This window comes from Streptomyces sp. Q2, from assembly GCF_056820935.1.
The window spans coordinates 167,627-188,765 of record NZ_JBXEJE010000019.1; the positions used below are offsets into that span (position 1 = coordinate 167,627).

The window sequence follows — 21,139 nt, forward strand, 5'->3', positions numbered from 1 at the left end:
GTTGTGCGATGGACTGACGGATCCGTCCGGCAACTCCCCCGAGGGTTGCCGGACGGATCCGCTGGGCCGGTTCACCCTAAGAGGTCCGGCCGCTCGTCGCTCCGCCTGCCCCCCGACGCGACGGCTCGACAGGATCGAGAGTGCCGGGCGGCGATAAACGAATGATGAACGCGGACCGCGGGTCGGCCGGCGCCACCGCCTCAGACGACGGCCGTCGGCTTCAGCAGGCCCCTGACCTCGGCCGCTTCCGGCGAGCCCAACGCCTCGAAGATGTCGAGCGCCTCACGCCAGCACACCTGCGCCCGGTCGCGCTGCCCGATCCCGTCGAGCGCCTGCCCCAGCACCGTCAGGACGTTTCCGCGCCGCCATTCGCCGCCGATGCCGCGCAGCAGGGTCAGTGCCGTCTCGGCGTTCACCGCGGCCTTGGCCGGGCGACGCGCGGCGAGGTCGAGTTCGGCGAGACGGAACAGGGTCATGCCCTCCCACAGGCGTTGGCGGCTGTCCCGGAACACCTGGAGGGCCTGGTGCAGGCACTCGGTCGCCTCGGACAGCTTCCCGCTCTGGGTGAGGGCGAGGCCCAGCGCGTACCGGCCGTTGGCGCCCCTGAGGGCGTGCCCCATGTCGTCGTACATCGCCGCGCCCTGCTGGGCCATCGCCACCGCGGTCTCGGTCCGGCCGGTGGCCAGATGGATGCGGGACAGGTTGCACAGGGCGCTGGCCTCGCCGGGCCGGTCGCCGACGGCCCGGAAACTCCCGATGGCGCGGGTGAAGTGCTCCTCGCCCTCCTGGTGCCGGTTCTGGTACAGCGCGACCACACCGCTGATGTTGGACGACCAGCAGCCCGTGAGCGGGTCGTCGGCCTCCCGGGCCAGCTTCGTGGCCCGCTCGGCCTCCTGGACGGCCACGTCGAACCTGCTGCCGGAGATGTGGTGGACGAAGGCCAGCATCGTCAGCGCCCGTGCCTCCGTGCGGGAGTCCCCGGCCTCCTGCGCCGCGTCCCGCAGGAGCCCGGCGACGGCCTCGTACTCCTTGGAGTTGGCGCCCGACTCGGCCAGGTCGACGGCCGCCCAGAGGATGTCGACGGCGCGCCGCAGCGTCGCGGGCCGGGCGGACTGGCGTACGCACGCGAGCAGGGACACCGCCTCCGCGTACAGCCAGTCCTGGGCCGCGTGGCGGTCGGAGAAGGTCAGCCCCGGGTACGCGGTGCGCTCCAGGTGGTCCACGAGCCGGTCCTCGGGCCGTTCGATCAGGTAGACCCCCGCGACGGTGGCCAGGTAAAAGTCCAGCAGCCGGGACATCGCCGCCTCCCGCTCACTGGGCGGCCACTCGTCCCGCTCCGCACAGGCACGCGCGTAGAGCCGGACCAGATCGTGGTACCGGTAGCGGCCGGGCGCCGCCGATTCCAGCAGCGAGGTGTCGACGAGGGACTCCAGCAGGTCCTCGGTCTCCTCCACCGGCAGGTCCAGCACCGCCGCGGCCGCCGCCAGCGAGAGGTCGGGTCCGTCCGCCAGCCCGAGCAGCCGGAACGCGCGTGCCTGCGCGGGCTCCAAGGCCCCGTACCCGAGTTCGAAGGTGGCCTTCACCGCGAGGTCGCCGGCCTGCAGCTCGTCCAGGCGACGGCGTTCGTCCGCCAGCTTCGCCGCGAGGACCGAGACGGTCCACGTGCGGCGGGCCGCCAGACGGGACGCGGCGATGCGGATCGCGAGCGGCAGGAACCCGCAGGCGGCCACGACGTCCAGGGCGGCCTTGCGCTCCGAGCGCACGCGTTCCTCGCCGACGATCTTCGTGAACAGTTGCAGGGCCTCGTCCGGGGACATCACGTCGAGGTCGACGAGGTGGGCCCCCGCCAGGTCCACCATCCGGACCCGGGAGGTGACCAGGGCCGCGCAGCCCTCCATGCCGGGGAGCAGCGGGCGTACCTGGGCGGCGTCGCGGGCGTTGTCCAGCAGCACCAGGACCCGGCGGCCGTCCAGCATCGAGCGGTACAGCGCCGCCCGTTCCTCCAGGGAGTCGGGGATGGCGGAATCGGCGGTGCCCAGTGCGCGCAGGAAGGAGCCGAGTACCGTCTCCGGCTCCGCCGCCCGCGCGCCGGCGCCCTGCAGGTCCACGTACAACTGGCCGTCGGGGAACGCCCCCCGCGCCTGGTGCGCCACGTGGACCGCCAGGGTCGTCTTGCCGACGCCGCCGATGCCCGCCACGGCCGACACCGCCATGACCCGGCCCTCCGCCAGGGCCAGTACCTCGCCGAGTTCCGAGACGAAGGCGGCCCGGCCGGTGAAGTCCGGGACGGTGGCGGGGAGCTGGGCCGGGCGTACCGGCGCGGCGGCCGGCTCCGCCCTGGGCGCCGACGGTTCGGCCAGGCCGGGGTCGGCCTGAAGGATCCGCTGCTGCAGCTCCCGCAGTCCCGGGCGTGGGTCCACGCCGAGCTCGTCGGCCAGCAGGCGGCGCGTGTCCGCGTACACCGCCAGCGCCTCTGCCTGGCGTCCGCTGCGGTACAGCGCCAGCATCAGCAGTTCGCGCAGCCGCTCCCGCAGCGGATGCGCCGCCGTCAGCGCCGTCAGCTCCGAGACCGCCTCCGCGTGGCAGCCCTGGTCCAGGTCCATGTCCAGGCGGGACTCCAGCAGTTGGAGCCGCCATTCCTCCAGGCGGACCCGCTGCGCTTCCGCGTACGGGCCCGGTACCCCGGCCAGTGCCTCACCGTCCCAGAGGGCCAGTGCCCGGTCCAGGACGTCCCGCGCATGGCACAGGTCTCCGGCCGACCGGGCCTTCTCCGCCTCGGCCGCCAGGTCCTGGACGACGGAGAGGTCCAGCGCGCCGTCGCGCAGCCCACGGACCGCGTACCCGCCGGACTCGCTCACCAGGACGCCGGGGTCCAGTACCTTCCGCAGCCGGGAGGCGTACGTCCGCAGCGCCGCCAGTGCCTGCGAGGGCGGCTCCTCACCCCACAGGGCGTCGATCAGCTCGGCGGCGGTGGCCGTGCGGCCCTCGCGGAGCAGCAGGGCGGCCAGGAGGGCGCGTTGCTGGGGAGAACCGGTGCTCAGCGACTCCTCGCCCCGCCAGGCGCGCACCGGGCCGAGCACCCCGAAGCGCAGTGCCACGGCGGTTACTTCGGCAGCCCCGGGTCCGCCGGATCCCTGAGTCAGGGTCGCCGCCTCGGCCCCCCGCACGCCCGTACCCGACACCACCGCCCCCTCCTCGGGGAAGCCGGGACGCCGCCTCTGCTCCGGTACACGCGGTACCTCCGGCACTCGCGGTACACCGTCCATCGCCGTCGTCCCCCTAGATGTCCTGAGCCACCCCGCCAGTTTGCCTTGTTCATGGCAGATGCGTCAGCTGTGGAGAGACCGATCACAGCTGGGCGCGCGGGATATCACAAGGCCCTCACGCTCTCTCCCCACCCGCCCGGGAACCCGGAAGCCCCATCCCACTAGCTGACGGCCCGTCAGATCGGCGCTACCGTGCCCCCATGGAGACCAACTCACCTCTTCCTCCGATCATCTCCGTCGACGACCACACCGTCGAACCCCCCACCGTCTGGCAGGACCGGCTCCCGAAGAAGTACCTCGACACCGGGCCCCGCACCGTCCGCGCCCCCCTCAGGGAAATGACCTTCCTCGGCGGCCGCTTCAAGCCCGTCATGGGCAGGCCGGGCGACGACGGCCCCATCGGCGACTGGTGGGTCTACGAGGACCTGCACCGCCCCCTCACCCGCCTCGACACCGCCGTCGGCTACAGCAGGGACGAGATCAAGCTGGAGGTCATCACCTACGAGCAGATGCGGCCGGGGTCGTACGACGTCCCGGCCCGCCTCGCCGACATGGACGTCAACCACGTCCAGTCCGCCGTCTGCTTCCCGACCTTCCCCCGCTTCTGCGGCCAGACCTTCACGGAGGCGAAGGACCACGAGCTCGGCCTCCTGTGCGTCCAGGCCTACAACGACTGGATGGTGGAGGAGTGGTGCGGCCCCGAGGCGCACGGCCGCCTCATACCGCTCACCCTCATCCCTCTCTGGGACACCGAACTGGCAGCCGCGGAGGTCCGCCGCAACGCCGCCCGCGGTGTCCGCGCGGTCGCGTTCTCCGAGATACCCCCGCACCTGGGGCTGCCGTCCGTCCACACCGACGACTGGGATCCCTTCCTCGCCGCCTGCGACGAGACCGGCACGGTCGTCGCCATGCACATCGGCTCCAGCAGCCGCATGCCGTCCACCTCCGCCGACGCACCGCCCGCCGTCGGCTCCACCATCACCTTCGCCAACTGCTGCTTCTCGATGGTCGACTGGCTGATGAGCGGCAAGTTCGAGCGCTTCCCGAACCTCAAGGTGATGTACGCGGAGGGCCAGATCGGCTGGATCCCCTACATCCTGGAGCGCGCCGACGTCGTCTGGGAGGAGAACCGCGGGTGGGGCGGAGTCGCCGACAAGGTCCACCGGCCGCCGTCCGAGCTGTTCGCCGAGCACGTCTACGGCTGCTTCTTCGACGACGCCTTCGGGCTGCGGAACCTGGACGCCATCGGAGTCGGGAACGTCCTGTACGAGACCGACTACCCGCACTCCGACTCGACCTGGCCGAAGTCACGGGAGGTCGGCGAGGCCCAGATGGGGCACCTGGACCCTGAGGTCGTGGAGCGGATCGTACGAGGGAACGCCATCGACCTGCTCCAACTGACCCCGGACGGACTCTGGGACGGTCCGAGGTGATCGAGGCATGAGCGAAGGGATGATCCGGTACGGCATCCAGCTCCCCGTCCAGTCCCAGAGCACTCTCTACGCCGAACCGTGGGAGGCCGCCGCCGGACCCGACGACCTCCTCGACATCGCCCGCAGCGCCGACCGGGCGGGCTTCGACTACGTCGCCTGCTGCGACCACGTCGCCATCCCGCGCCGGCTCGCGCCCGCGATGAGCACGGTCTGGTACGACCCCGTGGCCACGCTCGCCTTCCTGGCCGCCGCGACCGAGCGCGTACGGCTGCTCAGTCACGTCGCCGTCGTCGGGCTGCGGCACCCGCTCCTGACCGCCAAGCAGTACGCCACCCTCGACCGGCTGAGCGGCGGGCGGCTGGTCCTGGGCGTGGGTGCCGGGCACGTCCCGGAGGAGTTCGAGGCGCTCGGTGTGGACTTCCGGCAGCGGGGAGCCGTGCTCGACGAGTCCGTCGACGCACTGAAGAAGGCGCTCGGGCCGGACGAGTTCCCCGAACACCACGGCACGTTCTACGACTTCCAGGACCTCGGCCAGCGGCCCAGGCCCGCCCAGACCCGCGTCCCCCTCTGGGTCGGCGGCTCCTCACCCGCCGCCGTACGCCGGGCCGCGCTCAGGGGCGACGGCTGGCTGCCGCAGGGCGACCCGCGCGAACGGCTGCCCGCGCGGATCGAGCGGATCAGGACCCTGAGGGAAGAGGCCGCCGTGCAGGGGACCTTCACCGTCGGCGCCATCGCCGAACCGCTCTACCTCGGCACCCCGAGCTGGAACGTCGGGCGCCGCACGCTCACCGGCCCGCCCGACGCACTCGCCGAGTCCCTGCGCGCCTACCGCGCGATGGGCGTCGACCAGATCCAGGTCCGGTTCCGCAGCCGGAGCCGTACCGAACTCACCGACCAGATGACCGCGTTCGGGGTCGAGATCGCCCCGCACCTTTGAGGAGGCCGCATGGGCAAGCTGGACGGACGCGTCGTGATCGTCACCGGGGCGGCGCGCGGGCAGGGGGAGCAGGAGGCGCGGCTGTTCCGCGAGGAGGGCGCCGAGGTCGTCGTGACGGATGTGCTCGACGAGCAGGGGCAGGCCCTCGCGAAGGAGATCGGGGCGCTGTACGTGCACCTCGACGTGGGGCGGGAGGAGGAGTGGGCGGCGGCCGTCGACACCGTCGTGGAGGCGTATGGCCGGGTCGACGGTCTCGTCAACAACGCCGGGATCCTCCGCTTCAACAGCCTCCTCGACACGCCCCTCACCGACTTCATGACGGTCCTGCGGGTCAACCAGGTCGGCTGCTTCCTCGGAATCAGGACCGTGGCATCCCGGATGTCCGACGGGGGCACGATCGTCAACACCGCCTCCTACACCGGGGTGACGGGCATGGCGTACGTGGGGGCGTACGCGGCCACCAAGCACGCGATCGTCGGGCTCACGCGGGTGGCCGCACTGGAGCTGGCGGACCGGGGGATACGGGTCAACGCCATGTGTCCGGGAGCCATCGACACCGCGATGAGCAATCCGGGTGCCGCCCCCGAGGGAGCGACGGACGCGCTGTACCGCAAGCTCGTGCCGCTCGGGCGGATCGGGCGGCCGCAGGAGGTGGCCCGGCTCGCGCTCTTCCTCAGCTCCGAGGACTCCTCCTACATCACGGGGCAGCCGTTCGTGATCGACGGGGGCTGGCTCGCCGGCGTGAGCGTCGTCTGACTGTTCATCAGCTATTGACGGTCCATGCCCGCGGTGCCACAGTCGGCGGCAAGCAAATCTGACGGTACGTCAGAAACCATGTGGGAAACCATGAAAACCAGAACCGGGGACGGTGAACCTCCTTGGAATTCGGGCTCTTTGTACAGGGATACGTGGGCAAGCGCGCCGAGACCGACCCGCTGGCCGAGCACAAGGCGCTGATGGAGGAGACCGAGTACGTCATCCAGGCGGACAGGTCGGGCTTCAAGTACGCCTGGGCGTCCGAGCACCACTTCCTGGAGGAGTACTCGCACCTCTCCGCCAACGACGTCTTCCTCGGCTACCTCGCACACGCCACCGAACGCATCCACCTCGGCTCCGGCATCTTCAACCCGCTGGCCCAGGTCAACCATCCGGTGAAGGTCGCCGAGAAGGTCGCCATGCTCGACCATCTCACCGGGAACCGCTTCGAGTTCGGCAGCGGACGGGGCGCCGGCTCGCACGAGATCCTCGGGTTCATACCGGGTGTGACCGATATGAACTACACCAAGGAGATCTGGGAAGAGACCATCGCCGAGTTCCCGAAGATGTGGCTCCAGGACGAGTACGTGGGCTTCCAGGGCAAGCACTGGCAGCTCCCGCCGAGGAAGGTGCTCCCCAAGCCGTACGGGAAGTCCCACCCCGCGATGTGGTACGCCGCCGGGTCGCCGCCCTCGTATGCCATGGCCGCGCGGAAGGGCCTCGGGGTGCTCGGCTTCAGCGTGCAGAAGGTCTCCGACATGGAGTGGGTGCTCGAGCAGTACAAGACGGCGGTCGTGGACGCCGAGCCGATCGGCGCCTTCGTCAACGACAACGTCATGGTGACGACCACCGCGATCTGCGCGCCCACGCACGCCGAGGCGATCGAGATCGCGGTGCGGGGCGGGCTGCACTATCTGCCCTCGCTGGTGTTCCGGTACCACGACACGTTTCCCCGTCCCGAGGGGTTCCCGGTGTGGCCGGAGACCCTGCCCGAGTACACCGCGGAGTTCGTGGAGCTCCTCATCGAGGAGGAACTGCTCATCTGCGGGGACCCGGACGAGGTGTTCCGGCAGTGCAAGCGGTGGGAGCAGGCGGGGGCCGATCAGCTGAGCTTCGGGCTGCCGGTGGGGGTGCCGAAGGAGGAGACGTTGCAGACGATCCGGCTGATCGGGGAGCACGTGATTCCGAAGATCGACACGGATCCTGTGCATCGGACGTCGCGGTTCCGGAGGAGTGTCTGAGCGTCGTCGGCGGCTGCGGGTTCGTGAGGGCTGGTCGCGCAGTTCCCCGCGCCCCTAGGCAGATAGTCCCACCGCGAACCAGGAGGTGAGCCTCATGCTTGATCACGTCATCAAAGGCGCGTCCGTTGTCGATGGGACTGGCGCGACCTCGTACACCGCCGACGTCGGGATACGGGACGGTCGTATCGCGACCGTCGGGAAGATCACCGAAGAATCCCGGACCACCGAGGACGCGCACGGGCTCGTCCTCGCCCCCGGCTTCGTCGACCCGCACACGCACTACGACGCCCAGCTGTTCTGGGACCCGTACGCGACGCCGTCCCTGAATCACGGGGTGACCACGGTCGCGGCCGGCAACTGCGGGTTCACTCTCGCGCCCCTGAACCCGGCCCGCCCCGAGGACGCCGACTACACCCGCCGCATGATGTCCAAGGTCGAGGGCATGTCCCTGGTCGCGCTGGAGGAGGGGGCGCCCTGGAGCTGGCACGGCTTCGGCGAGTACCTGGACGCCCTGGAGGGGCGGATCGCCGTCAACGCCGGGTTCATGGTGGGGCACTGCGCGCTGCGGCGGTACGTCATGGGACCGGACGCGATCGGCGGACAGCCGAACGAGGAGCAACTCGCGGCGATGCTCCGGTTGTTCCACGAGGCCATGGACGCCGGCGCCTGGGGCCTGTCCACCACCCAGTCCTCCACCCACTCCGACGGCGACGGCGAGCCGGTCGCCTCCCGGCACGCGCTGCCCGCCGAACTGCTGGCGCTCTCGCGGGCCGTCGGGGACCACGAGGGCACGCAGATCGAGGCGATCGTCGCCGGCTGTCTCGACCAGTTCAGCGACGCGGAGATCGACCTGCTCGCCGAGATGAGCGCGGCGGCCGGACGCCCCCTGAACTGGAACGTCCTCACGATCGACGCGGCCGTCCCCGAGCGGGTGCCCAGGCAGCTCCTCGCGAGCGAGCGGGCACGGAAGGCGGGCGGCAGGGTCGTCGCGCTCACCATGCCGATCCTCACGCCGATGAACATGTCCCTGGGCACCTTCTGCGCCCTCAACCTCATCCCCGGGTGGGGCCCGATCCTCGCCCTGCCCGTCCCGGAGCGGATCGAGAAGCTGCGCGATCCGTCCGTCCGGGCCGAGATGCTGGAGCGCGCCGGGTCCAAGGAGGCGGGCGTCTTCCGGCGGCTGGCGCACTTCGGGCGGTACGTCATCGGCGACACGTACAGCGAGGCGAACCGGGGTCTGAGCGGGCGGGTGGTGCGGGACATCGCGGCGGAACGCGGGCAGGACCCGTTCCAGTGCCTGGTCGAGATCTGCGCCGCCGACGAACTGCGTACGGTCCTGTGGCCCATGCCGACCGACAACGACCCGGCGTCCTGGTCCCTGCGCGCCGAGACCTGGCAGCACGAGGACGTCCTGCTCGGCGGGTCGGACGCCGGGGCGCATCTGGACCGGATGTGCGGGGCCCCGTACACCACCCGCTTCATCGGGGACTGCCTGCGCGGGCGGCGGCTGGTGGGCCTGGAGCAGGCGGTGAAGATGCTGACGGACGATCCGGCACGGCTCTTCGGCCTGCGGGAGCGGGGCCGGATACGGGAGGGCTGGCATGCGGACCTCGTCCTCTTCGACCCGGAGCGCATCGCCGCGGGCACGGCCACCCTGGTGCACGACCTGCCGGGAGACAGCCCCCGGCTGGACTCCAAGGCCATCGGGATACGGGCCGTGTGGGTCAACGGGGTCGAGGCGATCCGGGACGACGCGGTGAGCGGGGCCGTACCGGGCAAGGTGCTGCGCTCGGGCCGTGACACCCGGACGGTGGCGACCAGGTGACCGAGGGACAGCGGCTGTTCGTCGGCGGTGCCTGGGTCGAGCCGGACGGCGGTCACTACGAGGTCGTCGACCCGGCGACCGAACAGACCGTCGGCCGGGCGCCGGAGGCCTCGCGGGATCAGGTGCTCGCGGCCTGCGCCGCGGCCCGCGAGGCCTTCGGGCCGTGGTCACGTACGCCACCGGAGGAACGGGCTGCGGTGCTGGCGCGCGCCGCGGACATCATCCGGGACCGCCTGGTGCCGTACGCGGAGCTGGCCCGGGCGGAGACCGGGGCGACGACGGGTACGGCACGCGGGATGCAGGTCGGCGTGGCCGCCGCCCGCTTCCGGCGCTACGCGCGCGTGGAGCCCGCCGAGTGGGCGATCCCGCCGCAGATCAACGAGGCCGGGCCGATGGGGCGGGCGGCGGTGATGGGCGCGCTGGCCGTACGCCAGCCCGTCGGCGTCGTCACCTGCGTCACCTCGTACAACAACCCCTGGGCCAACCCGGCCGGCAAGGTCGCCCCGGCGCTCGCGATGGGCAACACGGTGGTGGTGAAACCCGCCCCGCAGGATCCCCTCTCCGTCTACCGGATGGCGGAGGCGCTGGAGGCGGCGGGGGTGCCGCGGGGAGTGGTGAACGTCGTCTCCGGACGGTCGGTGGAGGTGGGGGAGGCGGCCGTGGAGTCCCCGGACGTGGACATGGTGAGCTTCACCGGCTCCACGGCGGTCGGACAGCGCATCGCCGAGGTGTGCGGGCGGGGGATGAAGCGCCAGTTGATGGAGCTGGGCGGGAAGGGCGCGGCGGTCGTCTTCGACGACGCGGACGTCAGGTCGGCGGTGGCCGGCATCGGGACGACGTTCTCCTTCTACAGCGGCCAGATCTGCACGGCGCCGACACGGGTGCTCGCGCAGCGAGGGGTGTACGACCGTCTCGTCGAGCAACTGGCCGCGTATGCAGGCCGGTTGAAGGTGGGCGACCCGCGAGAGCCGGACACGGTGGTCGGCCCGGTGATCTCGTCCGCGCACCGGGACCGGGTGGAGTCGTACGTCGAACTCGGCCGCAAGGAGGGCGCGGTGGTGGTGACGGGCGGCGAACGGCCGCCACTGGAACGCGGCTTCTACGTGGCCCCCACCCTCCTCGCGGACTGCACCAACGACATGCGCGTGGCCCGCGAGGAGATCTTCGGCCCGGTCGTGTCGGTCGTCCCCTTCGACGAAGAGGAGGAGGGGGTGGAACTCGCCAACGACACCGACTACGGGCTCATCGACTACGTCTGGTCGGCGGACGTCGCCCGCGCCTTCCGGGTGGCCCGGCGACTGCGGGCCGGCGGGGTCGGCGTGAACACGGTCGGGCGGAACATGGAGGCGCCGTTCGGCGGGTTCAAGAGGAGCGGGGTCGGTCGGGACGTGGGCTCGTACGCGCTGCACGCGTACAGCGAGGTGCAGGCGATCGTGTGGCCGGGGTGAGGCAGGCTCGCAGTGATGGGGCCGGAGATCTTCTCGACCGTGAGGTGTGGACCGACGCCCTCCACGACACCGGCTGCAGTCGGCGTCGGTGAGAAACCTGCCGGCATGAGCTCGTCAGGGGTGGGCCGCGTCGCGTTCCTGGCGTAGCTTCGCCAGCCGATTCCGTGTTTTCACCGTCTCCTCCTTGTCCGGGCCCAGGCTGCGAGACCGTGCCTCCAGCACTGCCTCGTACTCGGCCTCTGCTTCGTCGTAACGCCCGAGGCCGTGCAAGGACGACGCGAGGTTATGCCGGGTCGCGAGTGTGGCGGGGGCTTCGTCGCCGAGTGCACGCCTCCGAGAGTTCCACGTGGCACGGTTTTCCGATTCCGCTTCCTCGAACCGGTGCAGCTTGTTGAGGGTAAATCCCAAGGCGTGGCGGACGCGTAGGGTTGTGAGAGCGCCCGGACCTTCCAAGCGCGTATGCAGGTCCAGTAGAGCCCGATATTCCGTCTCGGCCTCTTCGACCCTGTCCTGATCGTTCAAAAAACTTGCGAGGTTTGCTCGCGTAGCCAGGGTGTCTTGGTGATCGGCGCCTAGAGTACGGGTCCGTTCCCCCAATACGCGCAGAATTTCAGCCTCGGCCTCATCGTGGCGGCCCAGGGAATTTATGCACAACGCCCAGTTGAGCCAGGCGTAGAGTGTCGCCGCGTCGTTTGGGCCGAGGATGCGGGACCTGTCCTCGGCCACCTTTCGGTACTCCGATTCGGCCTCATCATGTCGTTTCATGAGACGGAGGGTGTGAGCGAGTCGGCTTCTCGTGTTGAGGATGCTCAGCTCGGAGCTGGTGAAGTTTTCCTTGTCCGCCAAGACGGCGCGATATTCTTCTTCCGCTTCCGAGTGACGCTCCAAATCGTTCAAGTACCCGGCATGAATGTGCCGTGCGTCGAACGTTCGCCAGTGGCGGTTTCCGAGTGCCTTAATGCTGTTGTTGATCACCTGGCGAATCTCGACCTCGGCCTCGTCCAGCCGATGGAGTTCACTCAGTAGTATGGCCAGGTCCTTATGGTCGGAAATGGTCTTGGGGTGATCCGTACCCAGCTCGGATACGCGGGCAGCGACCAGCGCACGCATTTCGGGCTCCGCCTCGTCGTGCCGCCCCAGGTGCCGCAAGACGCCTGCGAGGCCAGACCGGGCGGACAGCGTCTCCTCGCTCTCGGGACCTCGCAACCGGCTGTAACCGCCAACAACTTTCCGATACTCGGTCTCGGCCTCCTCGCTTCGGCCGGCTCGATCAAGTCCAAAGGCCATCCACCGCTGAGCAGTCAATGTGGCGGGATGCTCGGATCCCAGAGTTTGCCGGCGGCCCTCGTGCGCAATCCGGTATTCGGCCAGTGCCTCCTCGTGTCTCCCTTGGTCGTTGAGAAGGTGCCCCAGCGCGATCCTCTCCCCCAGAACTGAAGCCGGATCGGCACGCTGTCGACGGGCGTACAGCTCTAGCAGATGTCGACGCTCCGCCTCGGCTTCCTCATACCGACTCGCTGCCTGCAGCAGGTCGGCAAGGTAACTGCGGGCGTAAAGTGTGTAGTCGTGCTCCGAGCCGTGGACGCGCGCCGAGATCTCCACCACCCGGCGCAAGTGCTCCACTGCTTCGTCATGGTCACCGAGCCGGTTCAGAGCCAGCGCGAGATGACCTCGCAGATTACGGGTTTCCAGATCCTCTCCGAGGAGGCTGGCGAGCTGTTCCCGCACGACCGTCCGCAGTTCATCCGCTTCGCGTTGCAGGTTGGCGGCGACGAGCAGAGTGGCCAAGCTTTGCACTTTGCGCACGCCATCCCAACCGGACTCCGCCCTTCGGTCATCGGTTGTTGCCAAGACCGTTGCGGCCTGCTGGCGGACTGCGCCGGGCAAGGTCCCATCGTCATGGAAGCGTTGCAACACCTGGATCAGCGGCGGCAGAACACGATCCGAAACGTATGCCAATCTGGGCACTGACTCCACGCCTTCCGGTGCGGCTTCATCAGGCTCCGGCAGACCCAGTCGATACATGAGTTCCCTTGATGCCGCCGCGAACGGCCGAGCCTGATCCGAGACCGTGGATCTGCCACCGCCCGCACCGGTGACTCGGGCCTTGAAGTCAGGGCCCGTACCCTGGCGTTGCCTCAGGAACGCAGTCACCAGGTCCACCGTGCTCAGGGCGTCGTCCGTGCGGACCCTGTCCAAAAGGAGATCTGCCACTCCCGGGTAGAACTCGTACTCCCCTGGAGCGTGATCCCGCTGACTCAGGAGACCACCCAAGAACACCTCGGCGAGCTGAGCCGGATGAAAGCGGGTTGAATGGTCGCTGCTTGCCTGGTGGATCAGGCGCATTACCGGGAGGGTCAGCGGATGTACGGAGGCGAGAGAGCCGGCAAGGCGTTGACCCTCCGGAGATGCACCTTCATAGAAGCGGCGGACACGTTCCTCAGGGCCTGGAGAGCGTGGTGCCTCGGCCCCGGAGGGAGGCGGTTGTAAAGGTGTCGGCAGGAGCATGACCGGGAGTGCAGCGCTACCTTGCTCGCTTGCCATGAGCCCCGCCCACGCGCCAATCTGCGTCTCCGTCAATTCCAACAGAGGGATCGGCACGCCGTCGTACGGTGACTGCAGACCCGGCGGTAGCAACGGATGCGACACAGACAGCGTCCGGTTGGGCGCGGCGCGGCGGACCGTGCGGAGCAGGAGGCGTTCGGCAGGCATGCTGGTCTCGGGCCACATGCGCAGTGGCAGCGGTTGCACGACTGCTACTGGTGTGCGCCGGGCCCAGCGCGTCAGCAGCCGGTGGACAGCTCCGGAGCTCCAACCGGGTCCAACGCCGTCGGAAAGGACAAGCACTGCCGTACGCCCGGACGGATCGGCAATCTGACCGTATGAGCGTCGGGGAGCATCGGGCGTGAAGGGCCGGGCACGAAGGACCGGGTCTTCGGCTTCGGAGGTGTCAAGGCCGAACAGGCGGACTTCACGGAATGCCCCTTGGTGTTCGAGCATGCTGCGCAGTTCTGTGGCGAGTTGGCGCCACAGCACCATGGACAGGCCGTCGTCCACGACCAAGGCGATGCTCAGCCATCGCTCTCGCTCCGGGCGCAGCACTGCGTCCGGCAATCTGCTCTCGGCGATCCAATCGGCGCTGGCGGACTCGTCGAGCCGGAAAAGGCGGCGGGAGGGGACGCGTTGGCGCAGCGGGCGGAGGGCACGGCTCAAACGCCGCGGCGAGGTGAGGGCGCGTACGCCGCGCATGTCGACAGTGCGTGCGTGCACCATCGAGGTTCCGGCCTGAGGACCGGCGGCAGCGTACAGGCCGCTGGGGGCCTCCCCGTTCTGTACAGGTGAGCCGTCACCGTCCTTATCGTCCGTCGCGGTGTCGTCCTCGGGTGCCGGGGGCAGCGTGTGCTCTGGTCCGGAATCCGCAGGCGGCTCGACTCCGTCGGCTGGTGCCGGGCTGGCACTGGGCCGGCCGGTCACCTTGGCTGCCAACCACAGGACATCGAGCAACTCTTGGGTGGACAGCTCGATGCCGGCGTCTTCCAGGACCGCCCTCAGCCGGTGGATCATTTACGCGTCCACTTCGTCCAGAGAGCGTAGGATCGTCTCCTGAAGAGCCTCGTAGCTCATCTGCACGCCGGTTGTGCGCAAGTGGACGGCGTTGAGCAGTTGATCGGTGGCGAGTTCCAGTGCCCGGTTGTCTCGGAGGTCAAGGAATTCAGCGATAAGACGCTCCGCTTCGGGGCTGACCTCCCCCAGGTGCATCGCGACGATCTCACGCAGTTGTTCCTCGCTGGGTTGTTTGAGGTCGAGGCGTACACAACGCCGTAGGAAGGCCGGAGGGAAGTCTCGCTCACCGTTGCTGGTGATGACGACGACGGGAAAGGTCCTGCAGCTGACAGTACCGTCGGTCACGGGAACCTTCTCGTCAGAGCCCGTGACTCGGACCGTGACCTGAGCGTCCCTCAGCCTGGACAGCTCGGGGATCTGGTAGCGGCCTTCCTCGAAGACGGTGAGGAGATCGTTCGGGAGGTCGACGTCGCCCTTGTCGAGTTCGTCGATGAGTAGAACGCGTGGCTTGTCGTGAGGCAGAAGGGCGGTGCCGAGCGAGCCGAGACGCAGGTAGTCGCCAATGTCTGGTTCGGCGGCTTCACGCCCCTGCATGGAGGCGTCACGTAGGCGGCCCACGGCGTCGTAGTGATAGAGGCCGTCGGCAAGGGTAGTGCGGCTGTTGATCGGCCAGTGCAGGACTTCTCCGAGGCGCAGCTCGCGAGCGATGGCCCGCGCCAGCGTGGATTTGCCCGTACCGGGCTTGCCAGTGACGAGAAGCGGCCGGTGCAGGTGCAGGGCAGTATTGACCACATCACGGTCGCTGTCAGCGATGACGTACGGGAATGGCTCCTCAGCAGGGACAACCGCCGCAGGGTCGCCGAAGCGCCGCCATGGCGGGGGCTCGGGCCATGTCACGTCGTGTGGCTGCCCGTCACCGCGGAACACTCGCCAGTCGTCGGTCGTCATACGGTGCTCCTCACATGGGGGCGGACAGGGCGAGTGGGCGCGGCAGCGGAAGGTCCGGGTCGTCCCAGAGTAGGGCGAGATGCTTGCCTTGGCGGTCCGCTTCCGGGTCGCTTCCGCATCGAAACTCGCGTAGCCGGTGAGGGAGCGAGGGCAGGTGCCCGTCACTTAGGACCAACTCCAGTTGGCTCTTGGTGGTACTGCGCTCCTCGCCGCGATGCCACACCATTACCGGGATGCCGCTGTACACACAAACCGCGAACATCCGGGCGCGGGGGGCGGCGCGGGGTGGGGCGGTCATGACCACCCCTGGGGCGTTCGTCTGCGCCGACAGTGCCCGGTGCAGATCCAGGGCCTCGCCGAGGCCGTCGGGAAGCCAATGCAGGTCATGGGTGGTCGACGCCGCCACACGGCCCCACCGCCGCCGGTAGTTGGGCATGACGGGCCTCGGGCGCTCGTCGGCGGGACGCACCACGACCGGATAGTCCATGCCCAGCGGGCGCTCCAACGGGGTGCCGGTCGTGATGCCCCAGCGGTGCACGTCCAGGTCGAGTTCGTCGGACGGCAGGAAGAACTCGACCAGTGTCTCGTGAACCCGCCCGTGTTCGACGAGCAAGTCATCCAACCTGACCCGTATGTCTTCCGGAAGGCTCGGCGTGTCCACCTTGGCCAGAGACTCGGCTCCATGGCCGGTGTGTGTCGTCCATATCTGGTAAGTGCGCCGCTGATCCCTGTCTGTCTGTGGTGAGAGCTTGATCTGGATGCGGTGCTCGAAAGCGGTAGTGGCCGGGCGGATGGCGTCCGCTCGCTCCTCGGCATATGCACGAGAGGTCAGCAGGGCTTCCCGGACGGTCCCACTTCGTTCCGCGCACCGGTCCGACCAGGCGCGCAGCGCTCCCCGGTCCGGCTCCGGGACAGCTGCAGCCACCCGCTCGACCACTCGCAACAGTTGCCGTGGGCTGGGCGGCCGGGTCTGGACGAGCTTTTCCAAACCTTCCACTACGACCTGTACGCTGCCGTCGCCGACCCGAACCCCAGGCAACTCGTTGTGTGCTGCGCGGACGAAGGTCCGCAGGAGCGGGGAATTATCTTCCCCCAGCAGTCTTGCCAACTCGTCGTACTCGGCGCGCAGTAACCACTCGCCGGGACGCATTTTCAATGCGGTCCTGCGGGCGTCCTCCAAAGACGCGCCGCCCCCGGTGGTCTCAGCGAGAACGTTAAGCAGTGTGGTGATTCCATGGTGGGTGCCTAGGGCCCAGCTGATGAGGTCACGTGCCGTGGGTGCGGCCTCGGAGGTGGGCGTAATGCCGAGTTCCTCGGACAGCCTCGCCCCGCACGCGGCGGCCGCGCCGGGAGTGCCGTCGACCAGCGCGGTAACGGCAAAGAAGAGCTGCTGCTCGATGGCGTCCAGGGGCGGCCAGGTGGCGAAGGTGAACTCTTGACTGTCGCCGGCCCAGTTGCGCACTGACACAGTGGGGATCTGCTGGGCCGCCCCACTGTCGCGCAGACGTTCGAATTTGTCCCGGACTCGACCCCACACTGCTTCGAGATCCGGTCCAGCGTCGCTCCCGTTCTCCGCGGCCAGCTCACTGAGCAGGACACGGGTGAACAAACCCTCGCCCTCACGGTTCTTGGCCAATCCGCCTGGCTCGCAGGCGTGCATGGCGAAGACCTGCCGGGCCTTCTGGAAAGTCGCGGTTCCTAGCAGCCGGTCGGGGTCGGCCGCGTTCATCTGCTGGCGTGCGGACAGGGGTTGCCGACACGCGTCGATGATCACGGCGACTCTCCGGAAATCCCGTGGGTTGAGGACGTCCGACTGGAGCAGGTCCACCAGGTCTCCCGCATCAAGGCCTATCAGGTCATTGCTCCGGGCTTCGGGGTAGAGCAGGCTCCAATGGCTGCCCTTGGCCTGAACACCGTGACCGGCCCAGTAGACCCATAGCCAGTCGCCGACAAGGCCGGCGAGCCGGTGCTTGAACAGCTGCCGGATGGTCGCCTGGTCGACCTGGTCGTACATAGGGAGTCCGACGGCGTCGAGCAGGTGCTTGTTCTCCGGTCGGGGGGAGGCCAGCAGATGGACGTTCTCCCGCGGCATCCCCTGGCCCGTGAGCCAGTCGATCATGTTCGCGGCGTCGCGTGCCGGCCCGTCCAAGCACCAGTTCCCGCCTTCCGCGTACTCCTCGACCGCTACGACCAACGCATGCGTGCGGCTCCAGTCAGGCCCCGGCGCCGTCACGGCAGCTCCTTGGCAAGCCAGTCGTAGAGCTTTCGGTGAGCGAAGTACGCGGAGTGGGACCAGGGGAATGGCTGGCGAGTGTCCACGCGGTGGTCCTCGGCCCGGCCGGGGAAGAGCTTGGAGGCCACGAAGCCGAGCAGATCCCGTTCGTCGTAGACGTTCAGCCAGCGGGGAAAGAACTGCGGCAGCGGTTCGCCGAAACGCAGACTGGTCAATGCGTCCATTTCGTAGAGGAAAGGCGCCTGCGAGCCGACTGTGACCAGCACGTCCACCTTCAGCGAGGGGTCCATGGCGAGCAGATCCACACACGCGATGCCGCCGAGGCTGTGGGCGATCAGCACCACTGGGTGGTCGGGTTCAGCGGCGCGGGTCTTCTGCACGGTGTCGGCGATACGGGAGCGCAGCTCAGTCCCACGAGCTTGGTAACGCAATATGTCGCCGGTAGCCGGGACGGAATTGCCGGTCAGCCCGCGGCGATATCTGACGGCCAGCTCCGAGTGATCCCAGAAGAACATTTGAAGCGCCTGGCCCGCGAGCCATTTCGCCGAGGCCTTGGCACGGCCCAAGCCTCGGTCAGTGCCGCCAAGCAGCTCGATGAGCTGTTCGGTGAGGGCGTCTCGGTCAGCGCCGTCGACGGGTAGCGGGTCGCTGTCCCCTTCCGCGTCATCCGCCAGGCGCAGGACGACGGCCGTGACCGCCCTGGCCGTGACCGCGCTCACTCCGGCATCCTCGGGCGTGCCGGCCGGGAGCATCGCGAGTTCCGACGCAACTCGCTCCAGGGCTTGGCAGAGATACGGAGCCAGGTCGGAGGACACGTCCAGGCCTTCGGTGGACAGAGTCCGAACGCGTTCCGCGAAGACCTCCCACGGGTCCCGCCGTCCTGGCACGAAGCCGAACGAAGCTGTTCCACTCGCCTCCGCTTCGGCAGCGTACGCTCGGAGTTCGGCGGAAGGGTCTGCGAGCAGGATGGCCCAGAGAGTCGTAGGGTCGTCCATAGACACGTCGTCGAGCACACTGCGGGTCTTGTCCCGTACGGGGATTGACGCGCCGTCCAGGCCCAGAACGGCACCGGCGGTGTCTCCCCAATAGCAACGGACCATCTCGACGTCAGATCGAGCCCGGGCCATGCCGCGGGCGACCCGGGTGAACGACTTTTCGTAGGATTCGATCCGGACACCCGTGCCGTGCACGAAAACGACGCTCGTCACCTGTTCCCCCGCCTGCCCCACCCACTGTCCCCTGCAGCACTGTACGACAGGGTTGAGGGCCCGGGCAGGTGAATCCGAAGGCGCGTGTGTTGAGTTGGACGTCGGCGTTGGCGTCTGCCTATTCGGAGGGGAGTTCGCTGTCATCTTCGCCTTCGCCACCTGGGGCGACTGACGTCAAATCGCCCGCCTTTTGCGCCTCGGCGAACTGTTACCACCCCGCACCCTGCTCCTCGGCGAGAAGGGCCAGCCCCGCACGGTCCGCAGCCGGGGCAGGCCGCGCAGGCGGGCGACAGGGTCGTCATCGGGGAGGAGGCGGGCGGATCCGGTGCGTCGGCGGCCCCGGACACGGCCCCAAAACCGGTTCTGTCTTGATCTTGCGGACGTAGTGGGATCGTTCGGCGAACTCGGAGACCAGCCAGAAGGAGTTCCCGACCCGGCGTCCCCCACGCGCTTTCGGCGGGGGCAAGCCGGAGGCGTGGCCGGTGGTTTCCAGGAGGTCTGGGTCGGGAGGCGGCGCAAGATCGCGTTGCCAATCCGCGCTGAAAGGCCGCGACCGCCCGGCACTTCATCTCAGATTGGGCGGGACATCATTTCGACATTCTGAGCCTGTTCAGCAAGGCACCGAAGGCGACCGGATCGGCGGTGAGGACGGCTTGGGCGGGGTCGGCGCTTTCGGTGACGTGGACGGTGGTGGGGGAGGGGGCGGATATGTGGACGCAGGCCTCACCTTCTTGGCAGTAGGACGACTTCTGCCAGAGGGGAGTGGGCATGTCTGCTCCTTCACAGGTTGTGAGCGATGGAACGGATCAGATCCCGGGACTTCTCCGCGCCGAGGGCCGTGGCTTCGACGACGTCCAGGAGGCGCCGGTACTTCTCCAGGTGGGCCTCGCCATCCAGAAGTACGGGACCGTGGAACTGGTCCAGCTGCACGGTGTCCAACTCCGGTACGGGCCCGCACAGGTAGTTGATGGACTGGCCTGATCCCGGGAACGCCCCGACGTCGAAGGGCAGTACGCGCAGGGTGATGTGGTCCCGTTCGCTCATGTCGATCAGATGCTGGAGCTGTTCACGGGCCACCCGTCGGCCGCCGACCCGCATGTGCAGGGCGGCTTCGTGGACGACGGTGCTGTAGGGATTCGGGTTCTCCCGGAACACGACGTCCTGGCGTTTGATGCGGTGCGAGACGCGGTGCTCGACTTCCGGCGGGGTGGGAGTCGGAATCGCCTGGCTGAAGATCTCCCGGGCGTGCTCGGTGGTCTGGAGCATGCCGGGAATGTGCGCGGTGAAGGCGGTGCGGATGGCCGTGGCGTGGTGCTCCAGCTCCGCGAGCGTGAGCAGGCCCGACGGGAGTACCTCGCGGTACGCGTCCCACCACCAGCCACGGGTCTTCTCTCCGGCCATGTCGACGAGGGCGTCGATGTAGGGCTGGTTCGTGCAGGAGTAGACGTGAGCCATCGCCCGGACACGATCGGGGCTGACCCCGAACCTGGCCGACTCCACATTGCTGAGTTGACCCGAGCTGGTGCCCAGCACCTGGGCGGCCTCGGTCGATGTCAGGCCAGCCCGTTCGCGGAGTTTGCGCAGTTCGGCCGCGATCCGGACACGTCGGGCTGTTGGTGCGGGCCTCGGAGTCATGAGTCCTCCTCGCGCATGGCTTCCAGTGAGCTTGTCACCCACACGAGGGAGAAAGTGCCGAGATCCTTCGAAAGTTCGCAAAGAATCTTTGCGAAGCCACTGCCTTCGTAACCAGGCGCCCCACCTGGAAGCGCACCGTGGGACGCCACGGCAGAGACACCAGGCATCCGTCCAACTCCCCTCGCCGACCGGAGACTTCCCATGGCCACCGTAGCGCCGTCCTGGAACTGCACCCTGCACCTTCCGCACGATCCCCGCGCACCGGGTATCGCGCAGGGCGCCCTCCGGCTGATCCTGGCCGCCCACGAGATGCCCGAGCTCACCCCCACCGCGGAACTGCTCGCGGCGGAACTGCTGACCAACTCGCACCGCCACACCAAGGGCCCGTACGCCCTCCGCGTCCGCTCGGCGGAGCCCGGCCAGCTGCGGGTGGCCGTATGGGACACGGACCCGCGAGTCCCGCTTGGCTTCTCGGAGCGGGATAGCCCGACGCCCTCACTGGACGCGGAGAGCGGCCGTGGCCTGCACCTTGTCCGTTCCTGCGCGAGCGCGTGGGGCGCCTCGGTGTTCCGCGAGCTCGGCGCGTCGAAGGGCGGCAAGCTGCTGTGGGCCGAGTGCGGAGGCGGGGCACAGGCGTGGTGAGCC

Annotated in this window: 14 protein-coding genes and 1 pseudogene; 7 read left to right on the forward strand and 8 right to left on the reverse strand. The window is 68.8% G+C overall.

All coding sequences use genetic code 11. From position 1 onward, the window contains the following. Positions 1 to 200 precede the first annotated feature (200 nt). Positions 201 to 3,266, reverse strand: coding sequence for an SARP-family global regulator AfsR (afsR, locus tag ACWBNA_RS22250; RefSeq protein ID WP_482706196.1), 3,066 nt, complete (start codon positions 3,264 to 3,266; stop codon positions 201 to 203). A gap of 200 nt (positions 3,267 to 3,466) precedes the next feature. Here afsR and ACWBNA_RS22255 point away from each other — a divergent pair, with 200 nt between their 5' ends. The 6 genes from ACWBNA_RS22255 (at position 3,467) to ACWBNA_RS22280 (ending at position 10,906) form a co-directional block, all read left to right on the forward strand. Further along, positions 3,467 to 4,699 (forward strand): amidohydrolase family protein, encoded by a 1,233-nt coding sequence (locus ACWBNA_RS22255; RefSeq protein WP_482706197.1) that lies wholly within the window; start codon positions 3,467 to 3,469, stop codon positions 4,697 to 4,699. 7 nt (positions 4,700 to 4,706) lie between these two features. Beyond that, positions 4,707 to 5,636 (forward strand): TIGR03619 family F420-dependent LLM class oxidoreductase, encoded by a 930-nt coding sequence (locus ACWBNA_RS22260; RefSeq protein ID WP_482706198.1) that lies wholly within the window; start codon positions 4,707 to 4,709, stop codon positions 5,634 to 5,636. Positions 5,637 to 5,645: 9 nt separating this feature from the next. Next, positions 5,646 to 6,392: an SDR family NAD(P)-dependent oxidoreductase gene (locus ACWBNA_RS22265; protein ID WP_482706199.1), complete on the forward strand. Its 747-nt coding sequence runs from the start codon at positions 5,646 to 5,648 to the stop codon at positions 6,390 to 6,392. Positions 6,393 to 6,514: 122 nt separating this feature from the next. Then, positions 6,515 to 7,633: an LLM class flavin-dependent oxidoreductase gene (locus ACWBNA_RS22270; protein WP_482706200.1), complete on the forward strand. Its 1,119-nt coding sequence runs from the start codon at positions 6,515 to 6,517 to the stop codon at positions 7,631 to 7,633. Positions 7,634 to 7,727: 94 nt separating this feature from the next. Further along, a complete protein-coding gene (locus ACWBNA_RS22275) occupies positions 7,728 to 9,458 on the forward strand; it encodes an N-acyl-D-amino-acid deacylase family protein (protein WP_482706201.1) in 1,731 nt (576 codons plus the stop codon). Continuing rightward, positions 9,455 to 10,906, forward strand: coding sequence for an aldehyde dehydrogenase family protein (locus tag ACWBNA_RS22280; RefSeq protein ID WP_482706202.1), 1,452 nt, complete (start codon positions 9,455 to 9,457; stop codon positions 10,904 to 10,906). The genes ACWBNA_RS22275 and ACWBNA_RS22280 overlap by 4 nt, the downstream gene beginning before the upstream one ends. Before the next feature lie 114 nt (positions 10,907 to 11,020). Here ACWBNA_RS22280 and ACWBNA_RS22285 read toward each other — a convergent pair whose 3' ends face one another. The 7 genes and pseudogenes from ACWBNA_RS22285 to ACWBNA_RS22315 all read right to left on the reverse strand — a co-directional run bounded on the left by ACWBNA_RS22285 (position 11,021) and on the right by ACWBNA_RS22315 (position 20,494). Beyond that, positions 11,021 to 14,470 carry an SAV_2336 N-terminal domain-related protein gene (locus ACWBNA_RS22285; RefSeq protein WP_482706203.1) on the reverse strand — a complete coding sequence of 1,150 codons (3,450 nt, stop codon included), beginning with the start codon at positions 14,468 to 14,470 and terminating at the stop codon, positions 11,021 to 11,023. Beyond that, positions 14,471 to 15,418, reverse strand: a complete 948-nt coding sequence (locus tag ACWBNA_RS22290) for an AAA family ATPase (protein ID WP_482706204.1) — start codon at positions 15,416 to 15,418, stop codon at positions 14,471 to 14,473. A gap of 10 nt (positions 15,419 to 15,428) precedes the next feature. After that, positions 15,429 to 17,651 (reverse strand): VMAP-C domain-containing protein, encoded by a 2,223-nt coding sequence (locus ACWBNA_RS22295; protein ID WP_482706205.1) that lies wholly within the window; start codon positions 17,649 to 17,651, stop codon positions 15,429 to 15,431. Next, complete coding sequence (locus tag ACWBNA_RS22300; RefSeq protein WP_482706206.1) at positions 17,648 to 18,859, reverse strand: lipase family protein; 1,212 nt, start codon at positions 18,857 to 18,859, stop codon at positions 17,648 to 17,650. Before ACWBNA_RS22300 ends, ACWBNA_RS22295 begins: the two co-directional genes overlap by 4 nt. A gap of 174 nt (positions 18,860 to 19,033) precedes the next feature. Next, positions 19,034 to 19,428: pseudogene (locus tag ACWBNA_RS22305) on the reverse strand (nitroreductase/quinone reductase family protein). An 18-nt stretch (positions 19,429 to 19,446) separates the two neighbouring features. Continuing rightward, positions 19,447 to 19,629 (reverse strand): DUF397 domain-containing protein, encoded by a 183-nt coding sequence (locus tag ACWBNA_RS22310; protein ID WP_482706207.1) that lies wholly within the window; start codon positions 19,627 to 19,629, stop codon positions 19,447 to 19,449. 10 nt (positions 19,630 to 19,639) lie between these two features. Next, entirely contained in the window at positions 19,640 to 20,494 is an 855-nt protein-coding gene (locus ACWBNA_RS22315) for a helix-turn-helix domain-containing protein (protein ID WP_482706208.1), read from the reverse strand. A 201-nt stretch (positions 20,495 to 20,695) separates the two neighbouring features. Between ACWBNA_RS22315 and ACWBNA_RS22320 the strand changes: the two genes are divergently transcribed. Then, the gene (locus ACWBNA_RS22320) at positions 20,696 to 21,136 is read left to right on the forward strand and encodes an ATP-binding protein (RefSeq protein ID WP_482706209.1); all 441 of its coding nucleotides are present in this window, start codon (positions 20,696 to 20,698) and stop codon (positions 21,134 to 21,136) included. Positions 21,137 to 21,139: the final 3 nt, after the last annotated feature.